A 19477-nucleotide genomic window follows, 5' to 3' on the forward strand; every position below is an offset into this window, starting at 1 on the left:
CCTAACCTACCGCGTCGGCTATGACCTGGATTCCGATCTGCCAGTCCTGGGCCATCGAATCGAGCGCCGGAGTCACGTCCACCTTGCGGCCGTTGGCGACACGAGCCATCTTGAACTGCACCGATTTGGCGTTGCTCGCCACATTGCGCAGACATCCGGCGGCGACCGCCGCGCCCGGGAACTCGGTGTCGAGATATTCGGCCAAGTCGGCGAGCAGCTCAGCGGTGGCGCCACACTGGCGCAACGAAGCGAACGCCCATAGGTGAAATCGTGCGATACCGGCCTCGGGTAGCCAGCTGGCGGCATTGTGGACGCAGGCGGCCAGTCGATCGACCGGATTGCCGCGCGGTCGGCGACGCAGGTGGTCGCGCACGATGGCGGGAAGAGCACCGGGTTCAGCCCAATGCGGGAAGTGCCGGATCACCTCCATGTATGGCGGAAGCGGCAGCGCGGATTCCGCGGTCAGGCCGAAGATGCCATCGAAATCTTCGCCGGTCAACTCGAACAGCCCCGCGTTGTGCAGGTACCGCAGCTCACGCGCGGGACGGTCGATCCAGATCGGGGTGATGGTGGTTTTGACGTGCTCTGCGCGGTACGCGGTTCCAGCCGTATCCGGCAGCCACCAGCTGTCCACCTCAACAGTGTGGAGCACACCGCGCTGTGGGCCTGTCTCCACGATGTCTAGAACGGGAAGCCACACGTTTTCTTCGCCGACCTCCAAGCCGTACAGCCGCCGCAGCTCGTCGGGTTGCTGCTTGCCGAACGTCCAGGACAGGCCGTCGTGATCGGCGGACAACAGTGCTGCGAACGCGGGAACAGGGTTCAGCCCAAGGCAATTCAGTATCTCGATCCAGAGATCCAGGTAGCAGTTGGTCTCGGTCCAGATGCGGTCGGCGCCGTGCGTGAAATGCTGTGCATGGCTGGCGGGCGTTGCGTCGATCCGCAGGGCTGTCGCTGTCTGGGGCACCGCGGCAAGTGTCACGGTCGTCACCCAGCGAGGCTGGAGACGACCGCCTCGATGTTCTTGATCGAGGCGAACGTGGATTTCTTCAGTGCCTCGTCGGGAAATTCGATGTCGAACTCATCTTCCAGAGCCAGCATCACGTTCACTGATGCATGTGACGTCAATCCGAGTTCGTAGAGGTCGGCATCATCGGCCACTCCGGTTGGGTCGACGGCCATCCGACCATGGGCCGCCAGGACCCGCTCAATAGTCTCCCGCATGGGGCTATCATACAGGCCAAACTGAATTTTGAGTTAGCTGTCAGTGCTGTAGCGAATGGCATTCCACCACGGATTCGGAATGCGTCGAGAACTTTTGGGGGAAGCGTCCATGTCCGACCGTGACGGCGTCGCAACGTTGAACCAGGCTGTGGTGCCCGGCCTCGCCGAAGCTGTGCAAGCGGCGGCCGCGGCCGCTGACGACGTTGATCGGGACGCGCGCTTTCCTCACGAGGCTGTCGAGGCTCTCAAGCACGCAAAATTGTTGTCTTGTGGCCTGCCGGTCGAACTTGGGGGCCGGAACTTCCCAATCGGCCGGTTGGCTGTCGTCGCGCGCGCCCTGGGTGGCGCCTGCAGCGCGGCGGGCATGGTCTTCGCAATGCATCAGACGCAGGCGCTGGTGCTAGCCAAATATGCCCGATCGGGGCCGCCCGCCGAGCTGACAAAGTTGATTGCAGCAAATGAATCACTTATTGCTTCAGCAACCACTGAGGTGACTACTGGTGGCGATCTGGGTGCATCCACGTGCGCGGTGGTGAGCGACGGCGATGGCGTGCAGTTGGAGAAGAACGCACCAGTCATCTCGTACGCCGAGCACGCGGACTACATCGGTGCCACGGCGCGACGCAATCCCGACGCCTCGGCGAATGATCAGGTACTACTGCTATGTCCCGCCCAGGACACGAAATTGGAGCGCACCAGCACATGGAACACCCTGGGATTTAGGGGGACATGCAGTCCGGGCTACCTTTTGTCGACTCGGACGTCGCCCGACAATGTGATCCAGGCCGACTTTGCCAGCATCCTCGCCACGACGATGCTGCCTGCGTCGCACACGCTGTGGGCGTCAGTGTGGCTGGGTATCGCCGATGCTGCCTACGCCAAGGCGCGTAGCACCGTTCGGCAAGCTGCGCGCAAGTCGCCCGGCAAATCCGTACCGCAGGCGACATTGCTGGCCGATCTGACTGTCGCGCATCAGGGTTTCGAGTCGATGGTGCAGCACGAAGTGCGGCGGTATCAGGCGCTGGTCGAGTCAAACGCCGACGAGGCCACGATCAGCTTCACCCTCGCGATGAACAATTTGAAGATCGCGGCGTCGACTGCTGTCATCGAAGTGGTCACCGACGCTCTGAGGATTGTGGGACTCAATGGATATCGTGAGGACCATGCATTGTCCATGGGACGTCTGCTGCGGGACGCGTTCGGACCGCAGCTCATGGTCTCCAATGAGCGCATTCGCTTGAATAACGCCAACCTCGTGTTGGCCTACCGGGGGTAACGATCAGCACATGGTTTCCGATTCACTCGAACTCGCCCGCAAGGAATTTCGCGATTCATTGACTGAAGCCGGGTTGCTCGTCCCGCTCGGGATCGACGGGTTGTATGGCCGCAGCGGTGCCTTCGAGAAGATCATCGATGGTATCGACATCGCGGTCCGCGCCAAAGGTGCCGAAGTGCACGGTGACAATGCGGTGGTTCTGCGTTTTCCACCGCTGTATCCGCGCGAGGCGTTTGAGAAGACCGACTATATTGCGTCCTTTCCGAACCTCACCGGCGCCGTGTCGACATTCACCGGCGGCAACGCCGAGCACCGGGCCCTGCTGGCTGATCGTGATGCCGGCATGTCCTGGGACGGGCATCTGAGTCCGGCCGGAACCATGCTGGTTTCGGCCGCATGCCACCCCAGTTATGGAACGTTGCCGAAGGTGCTGCCGGAAGGCGGTGCGCTGATGGACATCTACGGCTACTGCTTCCGGCACGAACCAGCGATCGATCCCGCACGGATGCAGGCCTTCCGGATGCATGAGTACGTTCGTGTCGGTTCGCCTGAACAGGCTGAGGTGCACCGTAATTCGTGGGTGGCGCACGGCATGGACGTACTGACATCGCTCGGGGTCGATGCCCGCTCGGAAGCTGCCAATGATCCTTTCTTTGGGCGAGCCGGCCGGATGCTGGCGGCCAACCAGCGTGACGAGAACTTGAAGACTGAGTTGGTTGTGCGCCTCTACGGGGATCTCGACGAGGGCACCGCAGTTGTCTCAGCCAACTGTCACCGTGACCACTTCGGTGAGACCTTCGGCCTCTCGACTTCCGATGGTGCGACGGCACACAGCGCCTGCGTCGGGTTCGGGATGGAGCGAATTGCGCTGGCGCTCCTGGTGACTCATGGTCTCGAGACGGATTCGTGGCCAGCCTTGGTCCGGAAGCAACTCGGATGGTGACAGGGCCGTCCATCGCTGAACCGATTGCTAACAGTCGATATGCGCTATGCGTTGATCCAACCGCTCAGATGCATCGTCCTGCCCTCACGGCATGAAGCGGAGACGGTCGACACCGGCAGTGTCGTCCAGTTTCGTGTGCCGACGACCGAGTGCGACGCCAACCATGGTGAGGATCAACATCCCGGTAACGCCGGGGAGTGCACCACTGATCAGACATCCTCCTCCCGGTATATCCGGATCTGACAGCCCCGGAATTGGTGCCTGCGAGGAGACTGTAAGGGGACTGCGCACGCCATCTGCTGGCGATGAATAAGTCGGCATGAACCGGGTGATATCGACGGCTTGTAGCGTGCCCCACCGTGATGGGCCTGCTACCACGTCGGTGTCTCTGGTGGTGGCCGGCCAGGTTCGCCCGCGGACAGCGCGCCGCACGCTCACCGGTGCGATGTCAGCCGATGGCATTGAAAGGTCGCCTCGCTGCCGTGCACTCGACTGCGGGCTGGATGTCAGCGCGGAGTTCATGGAAATCGGGAAGATCGTGGTGTCCTGCTGACGAAGCGAACGGGCATCGACTCGACTGGGTTCGTTAGATCCGGCAACTGGTTGATCCGGAGATAGCGGCGCGGTCTCCAGTGGGCGGCTCTTGTTGGTTGGTGCCTTATGCGCGGGTACGTTGGCCGTACGCAGCGATTTACGCGGTCGGGGAGACGGATTGGCGGACATCAGCGGTGTCTGCTGGGCATCACGGCCATCACTCATCGCTTTCGACACATGTGCACCGTGTACCGAATGACCATGTGAGGCGCCCGATGCCGCTGGCCGTGCATCGTTCACCAGCGGCGGCGGCTGATCTGCCTTCGCTGACGGGGAGGCGACAATTCCGACGACCAAGCCCGCGACCGTCAGCGAAAGCGCCTTGCCCTGCCGCCTGGTTGATTTCATCACAACCGTCCCGAGTCATCGGACTGTTGCCTGAAGCCGATAGTGGGCTCGGACTGGCGGCCGAGGTGCCCACGGCCGCATCTCCTCACGAGCCTGAACCTCGAGCGAAGTTGATCGGGGTCGGTCTCGCTCGAGGTCCAGGAGTTTTGTGGGTAGGTTGCCACGGTTGTCAGTAGGCGCCGCTGCCAGTCAGGACGGTACGGACAGTTTTGGCGATGATGAGCAGGTCTTGTAGTAGGGACCAGTTTTCGACGTACGAAAGGTCCAGGCGCACAGCGTCTTCGACCGCTAGGTCGGAGCGTCCGCTGATTTGCCAGAGTCCGGTGAGGCCGGGTTTGACGGTGAGGCGGCGGCTGACGAGGTCGTCGTAGGTGTCGACTTCGCGGCGGACTTGGGGTCGTGGTCCGACGACGCTCATGTGTCCGGTGAGGACGTTGAGGAATTGGGGGAGTTCGTCGATGGAGTATTTGCGGATGATTTTGCCGATGGGGGTGACACGGGGGTCGTCTTTCATCTTGAAGAACATGGCACCACCGCCGTTGGCAGCGATCAGGTCGGCTTGGCGGGTGTCGGCGTCTTGGTACATGCTGCGGAACTTGGTCATCTTGAACGGGATGCCGTCGAGGCCGATGCGCTCCGCCTTGTAGAAGATCGGGCCACTGCTGGTGAGCTTGACGGCCAGCGCGGTGACGAGCATGAGCGGGGCCACCGCCAGTAGCGCGGCACCGGCGAAGGCGATGTCGAAGGTGCGCTTGATGAGCGAATTGGCACGGCTGTATTGGGGTTTGGTGATCTCGAAGACGGCCATGCCGGCGACCGGGCGGCTGGTGAGGCGTTGGTCGGCGATGTCGATGAGGCCGGGAGCGACCATGAGATCGATACCATGAGTTTCCAGTTCCCACATGAGCCGGCGGATGTCGGTGGGGCTGAGATGGTGGGTGGCTGCCAGGGCGACAGTGTCGGCGTTGGTGTGCAGGACTGCGGCAAGGATGGCTTCGTCGGTGCCGACGATGGGGATGTCGCGGCCGGCGATGGTGATGACTTCCTTGGCGTGGGTGGGTCCCATCGGGGTGCAGAATCCGGCGACGTGGTACCCCGCCCACGGATCCTTCGCGAACTCGGTGGCGATGTCCGCGGCGGCACTCGTGGCGCCGACAACGAGGAGGCGGCTTTGGTTGTAGCCATGGCGGCGCTTGTTCGCGTGGATCTTGCGCCAGATCCAGCGGGTGGCGATCAGACCGACCAGACCCGTGGGCAGAGCGATGGCCAGGTAGCCGCGCGAGATGTCGAAGTGCAACAGCGTCGAGGCGATGGCGATGAGGCCGAACAGCTGCAGCGTGGCCGCAGCGAGGGTGACGTATTCATCGAATCCGCGGCCGACGATTTTGGCTGATCGGCTGCCAAGGGACAGAAAACCCATCCAGGCGATGGCGATGATGGCGGACACGACGAGGTAGCGGATGTGGGGACCGCCGTCGAGGGAGACGTAGACAGGGCGCGCGTCGGCACCGGCGAAGCGGAAAATCTGCCCGAGGATGACGGCAGAGCAAATAACGAGTGCGTCGCTGAAAATAAGCTGGCGTGCATATTTTGCGTGACGTTGCTCACGGATTGACCTGCCCCGGTTGCCGCTTGTGGTAGCCGGTGGTGGCTGCAGATTGAGCTGGTTTGTTGTGTCGACCTGACCGGTGGACGACTTGATTACCGACTTTACCTGCGCATTTTCTACGGTTGGTGTCGACATGGCTACCGGGGCGCTCTCTGCTGGGCGGGACTCACTCGGCGGGTTCGATCCCTGGCTGCTTGCAGGATTCACCTGCCAGTTCAGGATCCACACGCGGACCGACGGTGGTCTCGCGTGATGCTGTATCTGTTAACGAATGCGATTTTGAGCAAATTTATACCTAAGGGTTGAAACAGGCAAGTAGGACACCTAATCAACACGTGTTACGGCCATCACATCTGGCCTCAGACCCATGTGAGACGAGACCTGACTGCTCTGGGGCGTCAGGAAATGCGGATGATCTCGAGGGGGACCGTGCGCGTCAGGGTGAAACCCATCGCCTTGTAGAGCGTCTGAGCCGGGTTGTCGCTCGAGGTATGGAGGAACGGAGTTTCGCCGCGCTCGCGGATGCCGTGTGCGATCGCGCGGATCAGGCGGGATGCCAGGCCCTGTCCGCGGGCTTCGGGGGCGGTGCAGACTGCGCTGATTTCCGTGTAGCCGGTCGGACGCATCCGCTCGCCGGCCATCGCAACAAGCGAACCGTCGGCGGTACGGATGCCGAGGTACGTTCCGAGTTCGATGGTCCGGGGCAGGAACGGCCCGGGTTTGGTCTGCTCGACGAGAGCGGTCATCTCGGGTACGTCGGCCGCTGTGAGCGGTATCGCCGCCGGTTCGGGCGCGGTATCGACGCCGCTACCTTCAAATTGGACCAAACCGAATGTCTCGACGACGGACCATCCCGCGGGCAGTGGCGTGGCGCGGTCGCGAAGTACCGCAATCTTGGTGGGCCCGGCCAGGCGGGCGACGTGGCTGTAGTCCTCGTCGGTCAGCTCGCGTGGGTGACCATAGAACACCGACACGTCCGGGTGATATCGCTGGATTCGTCCGCTGACTTCACGGAATCGGCTGTGCGGGCCGTCCAGCGCGGCGTTGACGGGATCGGCGAGCACATCGGTCACGTCTCGATCATCCCAGACGGCGAGACGGCGTCAGGACGCCGCTGGCGACGGCCCTGCCGGGAAGGCTTTGGATTCACGAGGATTGAATCGCGTTTGTAGCCCTGCCTATTCCCAACCATTCTGGGCGGGGAGGCAGAAGATAGACTGCCCGACCATGCCCTCGCTTGCGACCTCGGCGCGCAACCTGTTCGCCATCACGCTCGGCGATGGTGTCTGCCCACCGGAGCCGACCGAGCATGTGGTGCTGTTCGATGAACCGCACCGCCAACTGCGGCGCTACGGCCAGTCGGACGGACGCGAGTCCGCACTGGTGCCGGTTCTGCTGGTACCACCACTGGCCGCTTCGGCGACCTGCTACGACTTGTCGCCGGGTCAATCGCTGGTGGCTCACCTGCTGGAACAGGGCCGTACCCCGTATGTGGTCGACTACGGCGAAATCGGCTGGGCTGACCGGCATCTCGGTTTGGAGGCCTTCTTCGCAGACATCCTGCCGGAAGCCATCGAGCGGGTGCTCATCGATTCCGGGGCTCAGGAACTCGACCTGATCGGTTGGAGCCTCGGCGGCACACTCAGCCTGTTCACCGCGGCTGCCAACAAGGACCTGCCCATCCGTTCGATCACCGGCATCGGCACGCCGCTGGATTACGGCCGAATCCCCGGCTACCCGGAAGTCCGACGAATCACCAAGCCCACCAACGGCTATGCGGTCACCACCGTCCTGCGCGCCATGGGCGGGGTGCCCGCTCCGGTGGTGCAGGCCGCTTACCGCGCGACGTCCTGGGATCGCGAACTCAAGCGACCGTGGTTCGTCCTCAACAACCTGGGCAACACCGAAGCCTTGGCCAGGGCCGAAGTGATCGACCGCTTCCAGGACGCGTTCCCGGGATATCCGGGGCGCGCCGTATCTCAGATGTGGGGCCGGCTGATCTACCACGACGAGATCGCCACCGGCGTCGTCAATGTCGCGGGCCGGACCCTTGACCTGACGTCATTGACACTGCCGATCCAACTGTTCGGCAGCCACCGGGACGCCATCGCGCCGTGGGAATGCGTGCACAACGGGGTGACCATGCTGAAGTCGGCCGATGTTCGGTTCGCCACTGTGGAAGCCAGCCATCTCGGCTTGGTCGCATTGTCGGCCGGTGTCACCGAGACGTGGCCGGCGATCGACGACTTCCTGAAGGAACTGGACACGCGCTAGGAGGGTCCGCCGGCGGCCGTTCTATTCGGGCCTGAGGTGGCGCCACCAGCACGTGATGTACAAGCTCATCGAGGCCACCAGTGTCACGATCACCCAGAGCACTACGGACACGTCGATCCACGTCCCGATGGGTGGAGCATCGGGTAGCGCGTTGCGCAGCGGCACCACTGCGAAAAGCATTGCGGCAAACCATGTCGTCATGGGCGGCTGAAACTTGCGGCGGTTGCGTGCGGTCTGTACGGCGACCACCGCTCCTAGTACGGCAATCGTGACGAGCGCGCCGACGAGGACTGCGGCGAATGCGGCTGTGCTGGGGGAGCGCTGCGCCTTGACCCGGTAGACACCCGGTGCGGCGTCGTTGCTGCCGGCCGGAATGTGGAACATCCATCCGGGCACCCGATCGAAGAACGCGGGCGTCACTCGTATCGGTACGTGTGACGCACCCCGGAACAGTTCGACGGTGATCGGGCCCGAGCGGTAATGGTCGAATGGATAGCTGCCAGGGTCGCCGGACAGGATCAGCGCGACGGGAAAGACGTCGGGCACCATGCCTTTCGTCCATGTGCGGCGGGTCGGTGTCACTGCGGATTGCACTGCGACACTGAGGTCTTCGGTAAGACTGTGCGTTTGCGGGTCCAGCAGCGCTGGACCGGGCACGACGGTCACGTTGGCCACCATGTCGCCTTTGACCGAATGGACCTCGTTCAGGTCGATGGTGACGGTGGTGCCATCGGCTGTCGGTATCGGCTCGCTGATTTGGCTCGGGTGTCCGAGGCCGGTCCTCGCGTACAGCGCGATTGTCGTGAGGTACAGGGCGACGACAACCGCCACACTCGCGACTACCCGGACTTTCATCGGCGACCCCTCCCGCATAATTGACAGCAGTGTAAGTCAGGTTTCTGCACGGATGCGCCGAAACCCCGATGGCATCGTCGGTGAAAGGTTGAACCAGGTTGCGGCCCAATGCTATTCGTCACAGTGACGAATAGCATTGCGGCAGGTTTCCCGAGACGGCAGGGGGGTGAATGGCGGTCGACTTTCGCCTGTTGTCATATCGATGGCCAGTCAGCGCTTGAGCCACTCATGCGCACACCGCGGCGTTGAACGGCAGATCGCCAATTCGGATCGAAAGGCTGGGCGCTGCAGTGATATTCGCGCACCCGGTTAGCCGTGGCTAAAACGTCACAGTGACAAATTGGTTCAGTCCGGCCCGCGCGCTCAAGCGTCGCTGGGGGCTGCCGAGTTGGCGGCACGGTTGCGCCTGGGCATGTTGTCCGTTCTCATTGATTCTGGGGCATTCTCATTGAATCTGGGGTAAGTGCGTGTCTTTCTCATTGAATCTGGGGCACGAGGCTTAGCGTTTATGTGTGCTGACGTCGGCTGTTTCGGCTGGGCCAGGTGTAGCGAGTGCAGTGGACTTGGAGTTCAACACCCGCGAGGGATGCACGCGGCAATCGCTGGACCGATGTGCTGCAACCCGGTTTGAGTTGGACTGTTCACCAGTGCGGAATTTCCCCTCGTTTCGAGGTCAGCGTAACTTTCCCGGGCTGTGGTGGTTCGCCACAACCGGCGCACATGTAGGTCACGAGTCCTGGGTAGAACGTGACCAGTTGATGGCGTTGGATGCCGATCCGGATGTTGTTGGTGTTCTGTCGCAACTGTCGCTTGCCAGGGTGATGGGACCACCTGATTGCCAGGGGGATGGGACCACCGTGGCGCGTTATTGAGGATGCTCGTCGGCGGGGTCTGGGTCAAGCTGAGGGCGGGTCCGTTGGCGGTAGGACGGTCCTTCGATGACCAGGGTGTGCGCGGCGGAGGTCAGTCGGTCGATGGCTGATTGGGCGAGCAGGGTGTCGGCGGTCATGGTCAGCCATTCGGCGGGCTCGCGGTTCGACGTCATGATCGTGGTCTTGGCGCGGTGGCGCTCGACGACGATTTCGTAGAAGTCGCTGGTTTCGGTGGCGTCGAGGGGGCGTAGCGCGAAGTCGTCGATGATCAGAACGTCGACGGCGGCCAGGCGGCGGATCTCGGCGTCGACGGTGTGGTCGAGGCGGGCGGCGCGCAGCCGGGTGAACAGTTTGTCGGCGCGGCCGAACACGACGGTGTGTCTGCGTCGAATAGCCATGTTTCCCAATGCTGTTGCCAGATGCGTCTTGCCAACGCCGACGGGCCCGAGGACGATCGCGGACTGGCCGGCATCGAGGAACCGTAGCGAGGTGAGATCACCGAGCAGGGTGCGGTCATAGCGCAGGTCGCCGTGGGCGGTCCAGGTATCAAACCGCATGCTCGGATCGAGTCCGGCTTTGGCCGCTCGTAGTGCCGCGGAGCGGGATTCGCGTCGGGAGACCTCGTCAGCCAGCAGTGTTTCCAGGAAGCCGATGTGGCTGAGTTTGTGTTGTCGGGCCAAGGCGGCGCGTTCGGGCAGGGTGTCAGCCAGTGCACCGAGCTTGAGGGCTTTGAGCAGTCGGAGCAGATCAGCGCCGATCGGGTCGGTAGCTCCACGGGCGGTGGTAGTCATGTCAGCGGTTCTCCTCGGAAACGATGGTCAATGATGTTGGGGTGGAGTTGAATTCGGAAGGATCACGGGCGAAGCGGGTCGCGGTGTGACCGACCGCTTTCGGCAGGGCCGGGGAGCTGGTCTCGGTGGCACGCTCGAGCATGGAGGCGATCTTGTTCACCGAGACGACATCGAGATCCAGCGACAATGAACAGGCCTGTTCGACCCGGTCGGCGCCGTAGCGGCGCACCAGACCCAGCAGCCGGTAGACGGTACGCATCTTCGTCCAGGGCAGCCGGTCATCGAGGATGCGTTCGGCGTAGATCCCGACGTTGGGGCCGTGCGCGGCGCAGGTGGCGATCAATGTCGTCACATCGCGCAGCGCGTAGCCGGTCTTGTGTTCGGGCAGATCAGCGGGGTCGGTGCTGCGCCCACCGGCCGGTTGGCGGGGATGGACCTTGACCAGCACGCCGCGGCGATAGAACTTCACCAGCTCGGTGTCGGCGCGCACGTCCAGGTACTGACCGATCCAGCATTCGGGCAGCGAATACAGGGCCTTGGCGACCTCGGCGTGGAAGTCGCGGTGGACCTTGACCGTCTTGAACACCGGCACGTCATAGACCTGCGGCACCGCCAACAGCCGGGGCTGCTCTTCGTCGGTGAACACCTCCAGCGGGCGTGCGCAGGTGGTGCCGTGGGTGCGGGTGCCCGCAGTGTCACGACACCACGCTGTGGCGGCGTCCTGCGCCTGCTGCAGACTGGTGAATGTTTCTCCGTCCCAGAAGTTTCGCCGCACGTACTGCACGGCGCGTTCCACCCGTGGCTTGTCTTTCGGCGAGGCCACCCTGGCGGGGTCGGTCAGAAACCCGCTATGCCCGGCGTAGTCCAGCCAGCCCTGGCTGAACTGCGGGTTGACCGCGTCCGCGGCGGCGATCACCGGTTTGAGGTTGTCGGGGATCAGCACGGCGAACACCCCGCCGAAGAACTCCCAGGCCGCCTCGCAGCCGGCGATCACCGCGGCCAGGGTCTGCGAGTACGACAACCACACGAACATGTGCCGGGAGTACACCGCGGTGAAGATCAGCGCGTGCACCTTGCGGCGGCGCCCGTCAGCAGCGTCGGTGAGCATCCCCAGGTAGCCGAAGTCGACCTGGCACTCCACTCCGGGATCGCCATCAGCGACCCGCACCGTGAGGTCTTTGCGGCCGAAACCGCAACGCTGGCTGGCGAATCGGTGCAACGTCCGATACGGCACCACACACCCCTGCCGGGCCAACAGGGTGTGGATCTTCGTGACCGTCAACGGCCGATGCTCACCGGTGCCGGCCACCCAGGCGGTGATCTGATCTTCGAAGCCCACCAGCTGCTCCCACGCCGCCCCGTGGCCATCGGGGCGCACCGGACGCACCGCCTCGGCAACCATCCCGATCAACGCATCATCGACCGCGCTGACGTCGTCGTCGCGACGCAAACCCGCCGCCTGGGCGGCCTCGACGTAGCGGCGCACCGTCTTGCGGTCCAGGCCGCAATGCGCGGCAATGCTGCGGTACCCCGGCGCCGGCAGTCCCACCACCCCCAGCCACACCCGCAGCACTTCCCTGATCTCATTCACACTGACCTCCCGAAAAGCCATGCCCGCCGACCTCCGTGACCTTGAGCCGTCACGGCGATCGAACGAACAAATGAAAAGACCACCGACGCGACGCGCCGGTGGTCCCATAACTGGCAATCCAGGTGGTCCCATCACCCTGGCAAAAATCAGGTCACACTGGTCCCATCCTCATGGCAGACGACAGCAACCATTTTGGATTCATTGGCGTGACGGCACGCGGCATGCTCCTGACTACTTCGTGCGGCGCCGCGATGGATCTGTCGTCGTAGTCGACGTTCGTGAGGACGACCGGATCTCTGACGCTGATCGGGACGTGTTCGATCGGTCTGCCGCCACGTGCGCGATGGTCGGTTGGGATTACCTGCGTGTCGGTTCCCTCGATCCAGTGCTGCGGGCGAATCTACGTTGGTTGTCGGGTTATCGGCATCCGCGAGTATTGAAGATCGGTTTGGCTGATCAACTGGCGGAGGTCTTCGCTCGGGTCCGTCCGTTGATGGCTGGTGTGCACGCGGTCGGGACTCCTTTGGTGGTGCTGCCCGTACTGTTTCATCTGCTCTGGCACGGCCGTTTAGTTGCCGATCTGCAAGGAGCGGCACTTGGCGACGACACGGCGATTGGCCTCGGGACCGGGTGGTGACCTGACGTGCGAACGGGTGTCGTCCGAGAGGGAGACGAAATCCGTTTATCAGCAGGTGTTTTCACCGTCGTAACCCTGTCGGGCGGATCAGCTCGACTGGTTGACGCTGTCGGCGAGCAGATTGTGGTGCCGCTCTCGCAGCTGATGGTTGATCCGGCATTGGAATTGGTGTCGGGGTCGCGACCGCCACTGTGTTCTGAGGAAATGCTGGCTGGCATTCCCGAGGCAGCCGTCGAGCAAGCACGGTGGTGGGAGCGCCACATCGTGGAGATCCTCAGCGGCCGCCCGCCTGGGACGGCCGCGGGCATTCGTCCCCGCCCAGAGTTCGACACGGCGAAACGATCTCTGCGGCAGCGTGAGCTGGCCAAGTTGGACGAGCTGCGTGCCGCCGGCCACGACGTGAGTCGGAATGCGTTGCAGCGTCGCCGATTTGCCTACGAACGGGACGGGCTCCTGGGAGTGGTTGACGGGCGCCATAATCGGCGGCGCGCGGTATTCGGCCGTGTGGACGACCGTGTCGTCGCCGCGGTGCGGGATGCGATCGAGGGCGAGACCGACCTGTCAACGGGAACGGTGCAGCGTCTGCAACGGCGGGTCGCCAAGACGCTGGTGGCCACCTATGGTGCCGACGACGCGCCCGCGATGCCGTCGCAGCCCACCTTCTACCGGCTGGTCAAGCGCCTCGCGGAAGGACGGCACACGTTCGGGTCAGCACGGACGCGGCGATCGCTGTCCAAGCAGCCCGATGGCCCATTCGGGTCGATCACCGTGGTGCGCCCCGGCGAGATGGTGGAAATCGATTCAACCCTTCTGGATGTACGGGTAGTGCTCGATGACGGCATGGTAGACCGAGTCGAGCTGACTGCGATGGTCGACAACGCTACGCGGTCCATCCCGGCCGCGGTGCTGCGACCGACGACCAAAGCAGTGGACGCGTCACTGCTCTTGGCGCGGGCATTGACGCCCGAACCGATGCGCCCGGGATGGGCCGATGCGCTGCGGATGTCCCGGTCGGTACTTCCGCACCACAGCCTGACCAGTGTCGATCAGCGCCTGGCCGATGCTGCGGCCAGGCCGGTGATCGCTCCCGAGACGATCGTCTGCGATCACGGGAAAGCGTATCTGTCCCAAACATTTCGGCAAGCGTGCTGCACATTGGGGATCAATCTGCAGCCGGCTCATCCCGACTGCCCGACCGATAAGCCGAAGATCGAGCGGACATTGCAGTCGGTGGGCACCCTGTTCGCACAGTACGTGGCCGGTTACGTCGGTTCATCGGTGGAGCGGCGTGGGAAAAACGCCGAGGACGACGCGGTGTGGTCGATGATTGAGCTGCAGGCGCTGCTGGACGAGTGGATCATCGCGGTGTGGCAGAACCGCCCCCACGATGGCCTGCGGGATCCGGTGACGCCGGGGAAAGCGTTGTCTCCCAACGAGAAATACACTGCCCTCGTTGAGGTGGCTGGCTATGTACCGGTCCCACTGGACGCCGACGACTATATCGAATTGCTTCCCGTGCAGTGGCGCACAATCAACAGTTACGGGGTCCGGATCAACCATCGCACCTATGACGCCAAGGCGCTCAACCCATACCGGCGCCAGCATTCCGGGGTCGATGCCCGTAACGGACAGTGGGAAGTGCACTACGACCCGTATGACGTGTCGAGGATTTGGGTGCGCAATCACCACGAAGACGGATGGCTGGCCGCGACGTGGACGCACCTTCGGTCCTCGCCGGTGCCGTTCGGCGAGACACTGTGGCGCCACGCCCGCTCCGTAGCCGACCGCAGAGGGGCCCAGAAGACCCAGGAAGCGGAGATTGCGGCCATCGCGGAGGACTTGCTGGACCGCGCCGCCGCTGGGCCGCAGCAGCAGACGAAAGCCGAGCGCCGAGTGACTGGACGGACCAGCGCCGCGAGCGCCGGCCGGGACTGGCCGGACCCGACGGAATCATCCGAACATCATGGCCCGTCACCGTCGGAACGGGCCGCCGACAACGAGACTTTCGACGATGACGGCGAGATGGCGGAGGTCATACCCCTGCCGGTGTTTGATGCACGCAAGGAGGCCCAAACGTGGCGACTGTGACCGAGATTGCGGCGGTGGGTCAGTTAGAGGATCGCCGCCAGCCGACCACGACGCTGGAGGGCTGGCGGCGTTTTGTTGATGCCGATCCGCCGGAGTTCACGTTGCTCGCCGACGACGAGTGGGCCAGCCTCGGTGAGGACGAGCGGACGGCCTACAACGAGGCCCGGGTTGCGCATCATTCGGAGCTGGTGGTGGTCACCACGTCGGCGATCGAAGCGATCACCCATCAGGGCCGGCTGTTGACATTGCTCAACCAGCGCGAGATCGGGGCCCGGCGCGGGCTGATCATCTCCGGCGGGGCAGCGACGGGGAAAACTACGGCGATCAAGCAACTGGGTCGGTTTCACGAATTGCGCACCCGTGCACGGTTTCCCGGCGATGAGAGCCGGATTCCGGTGGTGTATGTGACGGCCCCGCCGAAAGGGTCGCCCCGCAAGTTGGCGATGGAGTTCGCACGGTTTCTGGGGCTTCCCACGCTCAATCAGCGGATGAACGTGACCGATATTTCCGATGCCGTGTGCCAGGTGCTCATCGATGCCCGTACCGACATCGTGGTGGTCGATGAAATCCACAACCTCAACCTCGACACCCGCGCCGGCGAAGAACTGTCCGACCACCTCAAATACTTCACCGAGCATCTGCCTGCGACATTCGTTTACGCCGGGATCGAAGTGGAACGCTCGGGGCTGTTCACCGGCACGCGGGGACGGCAGTTGGCCGGCCGTTGCGGGGTGATCCACACCAGCGCATTCCCCGACGCCAAGGAGTGGCGACAACTCGTCGCCGCCATGGAAGGTACCTTGCGTCTGCATCGACACGAACCGGGAAGCCTTGTCGCCCAGGCCCGTTACCTGCACCGCCGCACCGGCGGGATGATCGGCAGCCTGGCCCACTTGATCCGGGCTTCAGCAATCCAAGCGATGCTCGACGGCACCGAGCACATCACCCGCGAGGCCATGGACGATATTTTGATCGACTACGCCGCCCACACGGCCGCGGCCCGCACGGCCAGCTGACGTGGCAACTGTCAGGCCGTGGCCGCGCGGACCACGCCAGCGGCTCCCGCGAACGATCGCACCGTTCCGTTGGGAAGCCGTATCGTCCTACATCGACAGGCTGGCCCGCGCCAACCATATCGGCGTCTCCACACTGCGCGGCCATGTCGCCGAATCATGCGCAGCCCGGCCGCGACCGGACTGGTTGGCCGTCGTCAGCGGCCAACCTGAGCAGGTAATCCGGTCCCGTCTCTGCGGGCTTGCTGGCGACCCCACCGCGCTCAAGCAATATCTCCGCCGCCCTTTGTGTCAAAGATGTATGGCACGCAAGGGAATACACGAACCCGTCTACTGCTACCTGCCTGCACATGTCTCCGTATGCCACCGTCACCGACGCTGGATCGGTTCACCAACGCGCGTTCTTGACGACCAGGTGGATCTTCGTGACCGGCCCACGGTGCTCAGTGCCGGGCGCACGCATCGGCGCTTGGCCCGTCAGTATTCAGAGGTCGACCTTCATGACGCCTTGGGCGACGCCCGCCACATCCTGGTCTTCTGGGCTCACGCAGAGCGTCACGTGGCGGCGGGGATTCTGCAGAATGGCCTAGAAGCGCACGTGGTGGCCTACCCCGATGTGATCGCCGTAGCCGCAACATTGCTCACAGCTCGCCCTCGGGTTGAACAGCCCAGGACGCCAACGGAACCCGCCTGGCCGACGCTACTGCTCGACCGCATCAACGAACGCACCGGCGCCCACCATGCCGACGCCACCCCCGTCGAGCAATGGGCGCAGTACCGACGCCTATTCGCCACTGCCGTATTGACGACACGCTCAGACGGCGCAGAACTGGCGTGTCGCGCTTAGGGGTCGGCAGTCTTGAATGTGCCTTATCAGTAAGGCACTTGTGGTGTGCATCTGACTGTGTCCGACGGTTGTATCTATCGGCTTTCTAATCGTTAGGGACAGTGGTATCTGGCTGGGTGTATCGGCCGGTGAATCATCACCGGCGGCGCTGCTTGCCGGTGATTGGCCGGCGGTGGGTGGTCCAGCACGCGGCCACCGCGCTGACCACCACAGCGAAGGCGGCAATGACGCTGGCCGGGAGGGCGTGGTCCTGCAGCCATCCGGTCGCGGTGGCCGACCAGCCGGTGAGCAGGTTGCCGCCGCTGGCGGTGTGCCCGGTGGCCGCGGGCAGCCAGTACCACGCGAGGTAGGCGCCGGTGGCGATGAGGACAACGGCGGTGACGCGGGTCCCGTGGCGGGCGAGGATACCCAGATGCCGGGTCAGGGCCGTGCCGGCGATGGCGGTGCCGACGCTGACCAGCATCAAGATGGTGGCGGCACCGGCTGTGTATGCGGTGAACACTGCCAGCAGACCGCCCCATCCGCTGGTGGCCTGGGCCTGGGCGATCACCGCGAGCAGTACCCCGAAGGTGCAGGACAGTGACGCCAGGGCGTAGCCGATTCCGGCCGCGAGCACACCACCGGCTGTTGGGGAGTCCGGCCGATGACGCGTCCGGGCAGGCATACGCAGACCGATGGTGCGGCCGGTGAGCATGAAGCCGCCCAAGATGGCCAGGGTGAGCCCGATCGTGATCCCGAGCCAGGGAGCAGCCGTCACCAGGGTCCGGGCACCGGCACTGATCGCGATACCGGCGAGGGTGAGGGTGCCGGTGAACCCGATGGTCAGGACGGCCCCGGTGCGCAGTGCCCGGGCCAGCCGCACGAGCACCGCATCGGTGCCGCCGGTGGCGATGGTGCCGGTGATCCACGCCGGTAGCAGCGCGAACCCGCAGGGGTTGACCGGGGCGAGCATGCCAGCGGTAAACGCGAGCGCGAGCAGGTTCACCGTGCGGCGCTGCTGCCGAGGGCGGCCAGGATCTGATCCTGGGACGGGGCGTGGCCGCGGTAGCTGATCTGCCCGGACGGGTCGATGACGAGGGCGGTGGTCGGCGCGGTCACCTGGTAGCGGCTGGTCAGGGCCCCGTTAGTATCGACGACCGCGGGCAGGCTGGTGCCGCCGATCTGGTCCAGGAAGTGGCGAACATCGGCGGGTTTCTCGGTGGGGACGATGTCGACGGCTAGGAACTTGGCGCTGCCTCCGGCTTTCTCCACGGCCGCCCGAGCAGCGGCCAGGGATTTACCGCCGCCGACGCATTCGCCGCACCCGTAGGAGAAGAACAGGATCGCGGTCGGGGCGGCAGCGGGCAGTTCGACGGTTTTGCCGTCCACCGTGGTCAGTGTCGCCGCCGTCGCCTGGGTTGTGGCGTTGGCGTGTGGCGGTGAGGTCGGATTGCTGGTTGTGGCCGATTGGCCGCACGCGGTCAGCGCGCCCGCTGCCAGCATCACAGCCGTAACGCCCGCCCACCTGTGGGGTGTAAACGAACGCGTTTCAGACATTGTCGATGCTTCCTTTCGTCAGGTCGTCGAGCGTGTGCGTCGCGGGTGAATGGCTGTCGGCGGGACAGCAGTGATCGCCGCGTTGACCGCGGCGGGCGAAGGCGACCACAGCCGCCAGCAGCAGCGCGACGGCTGCCCCGATGACCCATGGATTCTCGAGCAGTCCACACACGGCGGCGAGCGCGCCGCCGGCGATCAGGACTGGCGCGGCGCAACACAGGGCCGTCACCAGCACCGCTGCCGCACCCAGCAGCACGGGATTTCTTCGTGGACGTTGATTCATTGATTTCTCCTCATCAGGTTGGGTGCGGCTGGTCAGCTGCAGCAGCCGGGGTGGGCAGTTGGCGGGGTATGGAGCTGGGTAAGGATTTGTGTGGTCAGGGCTGCGCCGAGTTGGTGGGCCTCAGCGACGCTGACGATCTGACCTTCGGGGTGCTCGGCGAGCCACGGCGCGGCGTCCTGCGCGCAGGTGAAGTAGTGCACCTGGTTGCAGAATGAGGACCGGATCGAGGTGAGGTCGTCGGGGTTGACCAGCGAGACCACCGCGGTCTCGGGCTGCACGCTGGTGACACCGTTTTCGCCGACCGAGACCCTGATCGGGTGCCCGCTGACGGGTGATTCGGATTCGATGCTGGCGGGCCGGTCCAGGATGGTGGGAAAGATGAGGGTGTCCAGGGCGCACCAGGTGTAGAGCTCTTGGCCGGCCACGGTGAATCGGTGGCGGGTCGGGCGCAGGGTCAGGCCCTGGCCGACGATGCGGCCCTGCTCGTCGTATTCGGTGTCGGGTACCGCGGCCAGACGCCGGGTCACCTCGTCAACCGGGAGGCCGACGGCCGCGGCGAGCGCCTCCACGGTGACCGGCTCGCCGGCGGCGAGCAGCCGCAGCAACGGCACCAGCATCGTCGGGTCGAGCCCGGACTCTTCCGGAATGGTCAGGCGGTCAAGGAAATTGGGCATCAGGAACCTTTCGAGTGAGCCA

Annotated in this window: 17 protein-coding genes and 2 pseudogenes; 8 read left to right on the plus strand and 11 right to left on the minus strand. The window is 64.2% G+C overall.

The window, feature by feature from the left end:
* Nucleotide 1: 1 nt before the first annotated feature.
* Nucleotides 2-991, minus strand: a complete 990-nt coding sequence (locus tag ACZ5IQ_RS15430) for a DUF1839 family protein (RefSeq protein ID WP_234789728.1) — start codon at nucleotides 989-991, stop codon at nucleotides 2-4.
* Nucleotides 988-1224: an acyl carrier protein gene (locus tag ACZ5IQ_RS15435; protein ID WP_064860119.1), complete on the minus strand. Its 237-nt coding sequence runs from the start codon at nucleotides 1222-1224 to the stop codon at nucleotides 988-990. The genes ACZ5IQ_RS15430 and ACZ5IQ_RS15435 overlap by 4 nt, the downstream gene beginning before the upstream one ends.
* A 109-nt stretch (nucleotides 1225-1333) precedes the next feature.
* On the opposite strand from ACZ5IQ_RS15435, the gene ACZ5IQ_RS15440 reads away from it, so the two are divergent.
* Complete coding sequence (locus ACZ5IQ_RS15440) at nucleotides 1334-2500, plus strand: acyl-CoA dehydrogenase family protein (protein WP_064860131.1); 1167 nt, start codon at nucleotides 1334-1336, stop codon at nucleotides 2498-2500.
* Between the two features lie 10 nt (nucleotides 2501-2510).
* Nucleotides 2511-3443: an amino acid--[acyl-carrier-protein] ligase gene (locus ACZ5IQ_RS15445; RefSeq protein ID WP_064860118.1), complete on the plus strand. Its 933-nt coding sequence runs from the start codon at nucleotides 2511-2513 to the stop codon at nucleotides 3441-3443.
* A 1111-nt stretch (nucleotides 3444-4554) separates the two neighbouring features.
* Here ACZ5IQ_RS15445 and ACZ5IQ_RS15450 read toward each other — a convergent pair.
* Together ACZ5IQ_RS15450 and ACZ5IQ_RS15455 are read right to left on the minus strand one after the other, a co-directional pair.
* Entirely contained in the window at nucleotides 4555-6222 is a 1668-nt protein-coding gene (locus tag ACZ5IQ_RS15450) for a sugar transferase (protein WP_244872544.1), read from the minus strand.
* Between the two features lie 170 nt (nucleotides 6223-6392).
* Nucleotides 6393-7067: a GNAT family N-acetyltransferase gene (locus tag ACZ5IQ_RS15455; RefSeq protein WP_212811432.1), complete on the minus strand. Its 675-nt coding sequence runs from the start codon at nucleotides 7065-7067 to the stop codon at nucleotides 6393-6395.
* Nucleotides 7068-7221: 154 nt separating this feature from the next.
* On the opposite strand from ACZ5IQ_RS15455, the gene ACZ5IQ_RS15460 reads away from it, so the two are divergent.
* Nucleotides 7222-8268 (plus strand): alpha/beta fold hydrolase, encoded by a 1047-nt coding sequence (locus ACZ5IQ_RS15460; protein ID WP_464480015.1) that lies wholly within the window; start codon nucleotides 7222-7224, stop codon nucleotides 8266-8268.
* Here the strand turns inward: ACZ5IQ_RS15460 and ACZ5IQ_RS15465 are convergent.
* Nucleotides 8213-9123, minus strand: a pseudogene (locus tag ACZ5IQ_RS15465) (DUF4436 domain-containing protein). The gene ACZ5IQ_RS15460 and the pseudogene ACZ5IQ_RS15465 sit on opposite strands and share 56 nt — an antisense overlap.
* Before the next feature lie 512 nt (nucleotides 9124-9635).
* Here ACZ5IQ_RS15465 and ACZ5IQ_RS15470 point away from each other — a divergent pair.
* Nucleotides 9636-9926 (plus strand): annotated as a pseudogene (locus tag ACZ5IQ_RS15470) (TnsA-like heteromeric transposase endonuclease subunit); the annotation flags it as partial.
* 62 nt (nucleotides 9927-9988) lie between these two features.
* On the opposite strand, the gene ACZ5IQ_RS15475 reads toward ACZ5IQ_RS15470, so the two are convergent.
* Both ACZ5IQ_RS15475 and istA read right to left on the minus strand, forming a co-directional pair.
* Nucleotides 9989-10786, minus strand: a complete 798-nt coding sequence (locus ACZ5IQ_RS15475; RefSeq protein ID WP_138247680.1) for an ATP-binding protein — start codon at nucleotides 10784-10786, stop codon at nucleotides 9989-9991.
* A gap of 1 nt (nucleotide 10787) precedes the next feature.
* Nucleotides 10788-12398: an IS21 family transposase gene (istA, locus tag ACZ5IQ_RS15480; RefSeq protein WP_406775775.1), complete on the minus strand. Its 1611-nt coding sequence runs from the start codon at nucleotides 12396-12398 to the stop codon at nucleotides 10788-10790.
* 49 nt (nucleotides 12399-12447) lie between these two features.
* On the opposite strand from istA, the gene ACZ5IQ_RS15485 reads away from it, so the two are divergent.
* From ACZ5IQ_RS15485 to ACZ5IQ_RS15500, 4 genes are all read left to right on the plus strand, one after another.
* On the plus strand, nucleotides 12448-13014 hold the full coding sequence (locus tag ACZ5IQ_RS15485; RefSeq protein ID WP_464481475.1) for a TnsA-like heteromeric transposase endonuclease subunit: 567 nt from the start codon (nucleotides 12448-12450) through the stop codon (nucleotides 13012-13014).
* Between the two features lie 123 nt (nucleotides 13015-13137).
* Entirely contained in the window at nucleotides 13138-15102 is a 1965-nt protein-coding gene (locus ACZ5IQ_RS15490) for a Mu transposase C-terminal domain-containing protein (protein ID WP_005148662.1), read from the plus strand.
* Entirely contained in the window at nucleotides 15090-16118 is a 1029-nt protein-coding gene (locus ACZ5IQ_RS15495) for a TniB family NTP-binding protein (RefSeq protein ID WP_005148661.1), read from the plus strand. The genes ACZ5IQ_RS15490 and ACZ5IQ_RS15495 overlap by 13 nt, the downstream gene beginning before the upstream one ends.
* A gap of 298 nt (nucleotides 16119-16416) precedes the next feature.
* Nucleotides 16417-16962: a hypothetical protein gene (locus ACZ5IQ_RS15500; protein ID WP_226522004.1), complete on the plus strand. Its 546-nt coding sequence runs from the start codon at nucleotides 16417-16419 to the stop codon at nucleotides 16960-16962.
* 136 nt (nucleotides 16963-17098) lie between these two features.
* Here the strand turns inward: ACZ5IQ_RS15500 and ACZ5IQ_RS15505 are convergent, their stop codons facing one another.
* From ACZ5IQ_RS15505 to merB, 4 genes are read right to left on the minus strand one after another with little or no spacing between them, the layout of a single operon-like run.
* A complete protein-coding gene (locus ACZ5IQ_RS15505; RefSeq protein WP_024444598.1) occupies nucleotides 17099-17947 on the minus strand; it encodes a cytochrome c biogenesis CcdA family protein in 849 nt (282 codons plus the stop codon).
* On the minus strand, nucleotides 17944-18444 hold the full coding sequence (locus ACZ5IQ_RS15510) for a TlpA family protein disulfide reductase (RefSeq protein ID WP_225433764.1): 501 nt from the start codon (nucleotides 18442-18444) through the stop codon (nucleotides 17944-17946). The genes ACZ5IQ_RS15505 and ACZ5IQ_RS15510 overlap by 4 nt, the downstream gene beginning before the upstream one ends.
* A gap of 46 nt (nucleotides 18445-18490) precedes the next feature.
* The gene (locus ACZ5IQ_RS15515) at nucleotides 18491-18781 is read right to left on the minus strand and encodes a hypothetical protein (RefSeq protein ID WP_005148657.1); all 291 of its coding nucleotides are present in this window, start codon (nucleotides 18779-18781) and stop codon (nucleotides 18491-18493) included.
* Between the two features lie 32 nt (nucleotides 18782-18813).
* On the minus strand, nucleotides 18814-19455 hold the full coding sequence (merB, locus tag ACZ5IQ_RS15520; RefSeq protein WP_005148656.1) for an organomercurial lyase MerB: 642 nt from the start codon (nucleotides 19453-19455) through the stop codon (nucleotides 18814-18816).
* Nucleotides 19456-19477 lie beyond the last annotated feature (22 nt).

Source organism: Mycobacterium toneyamaense (genome assembly GCF_055384815.1).

Bases quoted from the DNA above. Each gene is read 5' to 3' on its own strand.
- ACZ5IQ_RS15435 (WP_064860119.1), bottom strand. From the start codon at position 1,224: ATGCGGGAGACTATTGAGCGGGTCCTGGCGGCCCATGGTCGGATGGCC.
- ACZ5IQ_RS15440 (WP_064860131.1), top strand. From the start codon at position 1,334: ATGTCCGACCGTGACGGCGTCGCAACGTTGAACCAGGCTGTGGTGCCC.
- ACZ5IQ_RS15445 (WP_064860118.1), top strand. From the start codon at position 2,511: ATGGTTTCCGATTCACTCGAACTCGCCCGCAAGGAATTTCGCGATTCA.
- ACZ5IQ_RS15460 (WP_464480015.1), top strand. From the start codon at position 7,222: ATGCCCTCGCTTGCGACCTCGGCGCGCAACCTGTTCGCCATCACGCTC.
- ACZ5IQ_RS15475 (WP_138247680.1), bottom strand. From the start codon at position 10,786: ATGACTACCACCGCCCGTGGAGCTACCGACCCGATCGGCGCTGATCTG.
- istA (WP_406775775.1), bottom strand. From the start codon at position 12,398: ATGGCTTTTCGGGAGGTCAGTGTGAATGAGATCAGGGAAGTGCTGCGG.
- ACZ5IQ_RS15485 (WP_464481475.1), top strand. From the start codon at position 12,448: ATGAAAAGACCACCGACGCGACGCGCCGGTGGTCCCATAACTGGCAAT.
- ACZ5IQ_RS15500 (WP_226522004.1), top strand. From the start codon at position 16,417: ATGGCACGCAAGGGAATACACGAACCCGTCTACTGCTACCTGCCTGCA.
- ACZ5IQ_RS15510 (WP_225433764.1), bottom strand. From the start codon at position 18,444: ATGCTGGCAGCGGGCGCGCTGACCGCGTGCGGCCAATCGGCCACAACC.
- ACZ5IQ_RS15515 (WP_005148657.1), bottom strand. From the start codon at position 18,781: ATGAATCAACGTCCACGAAGAAATCCCGTGCTGCTGGGTGCGGCAGCG.
- merB (WP_005148656.1), bottom strand. From the start codon at position 19,455: ATGCCCAATTTCCTTGACCGCCTGACCATTCCGGAAGAGTCCGGGCTC.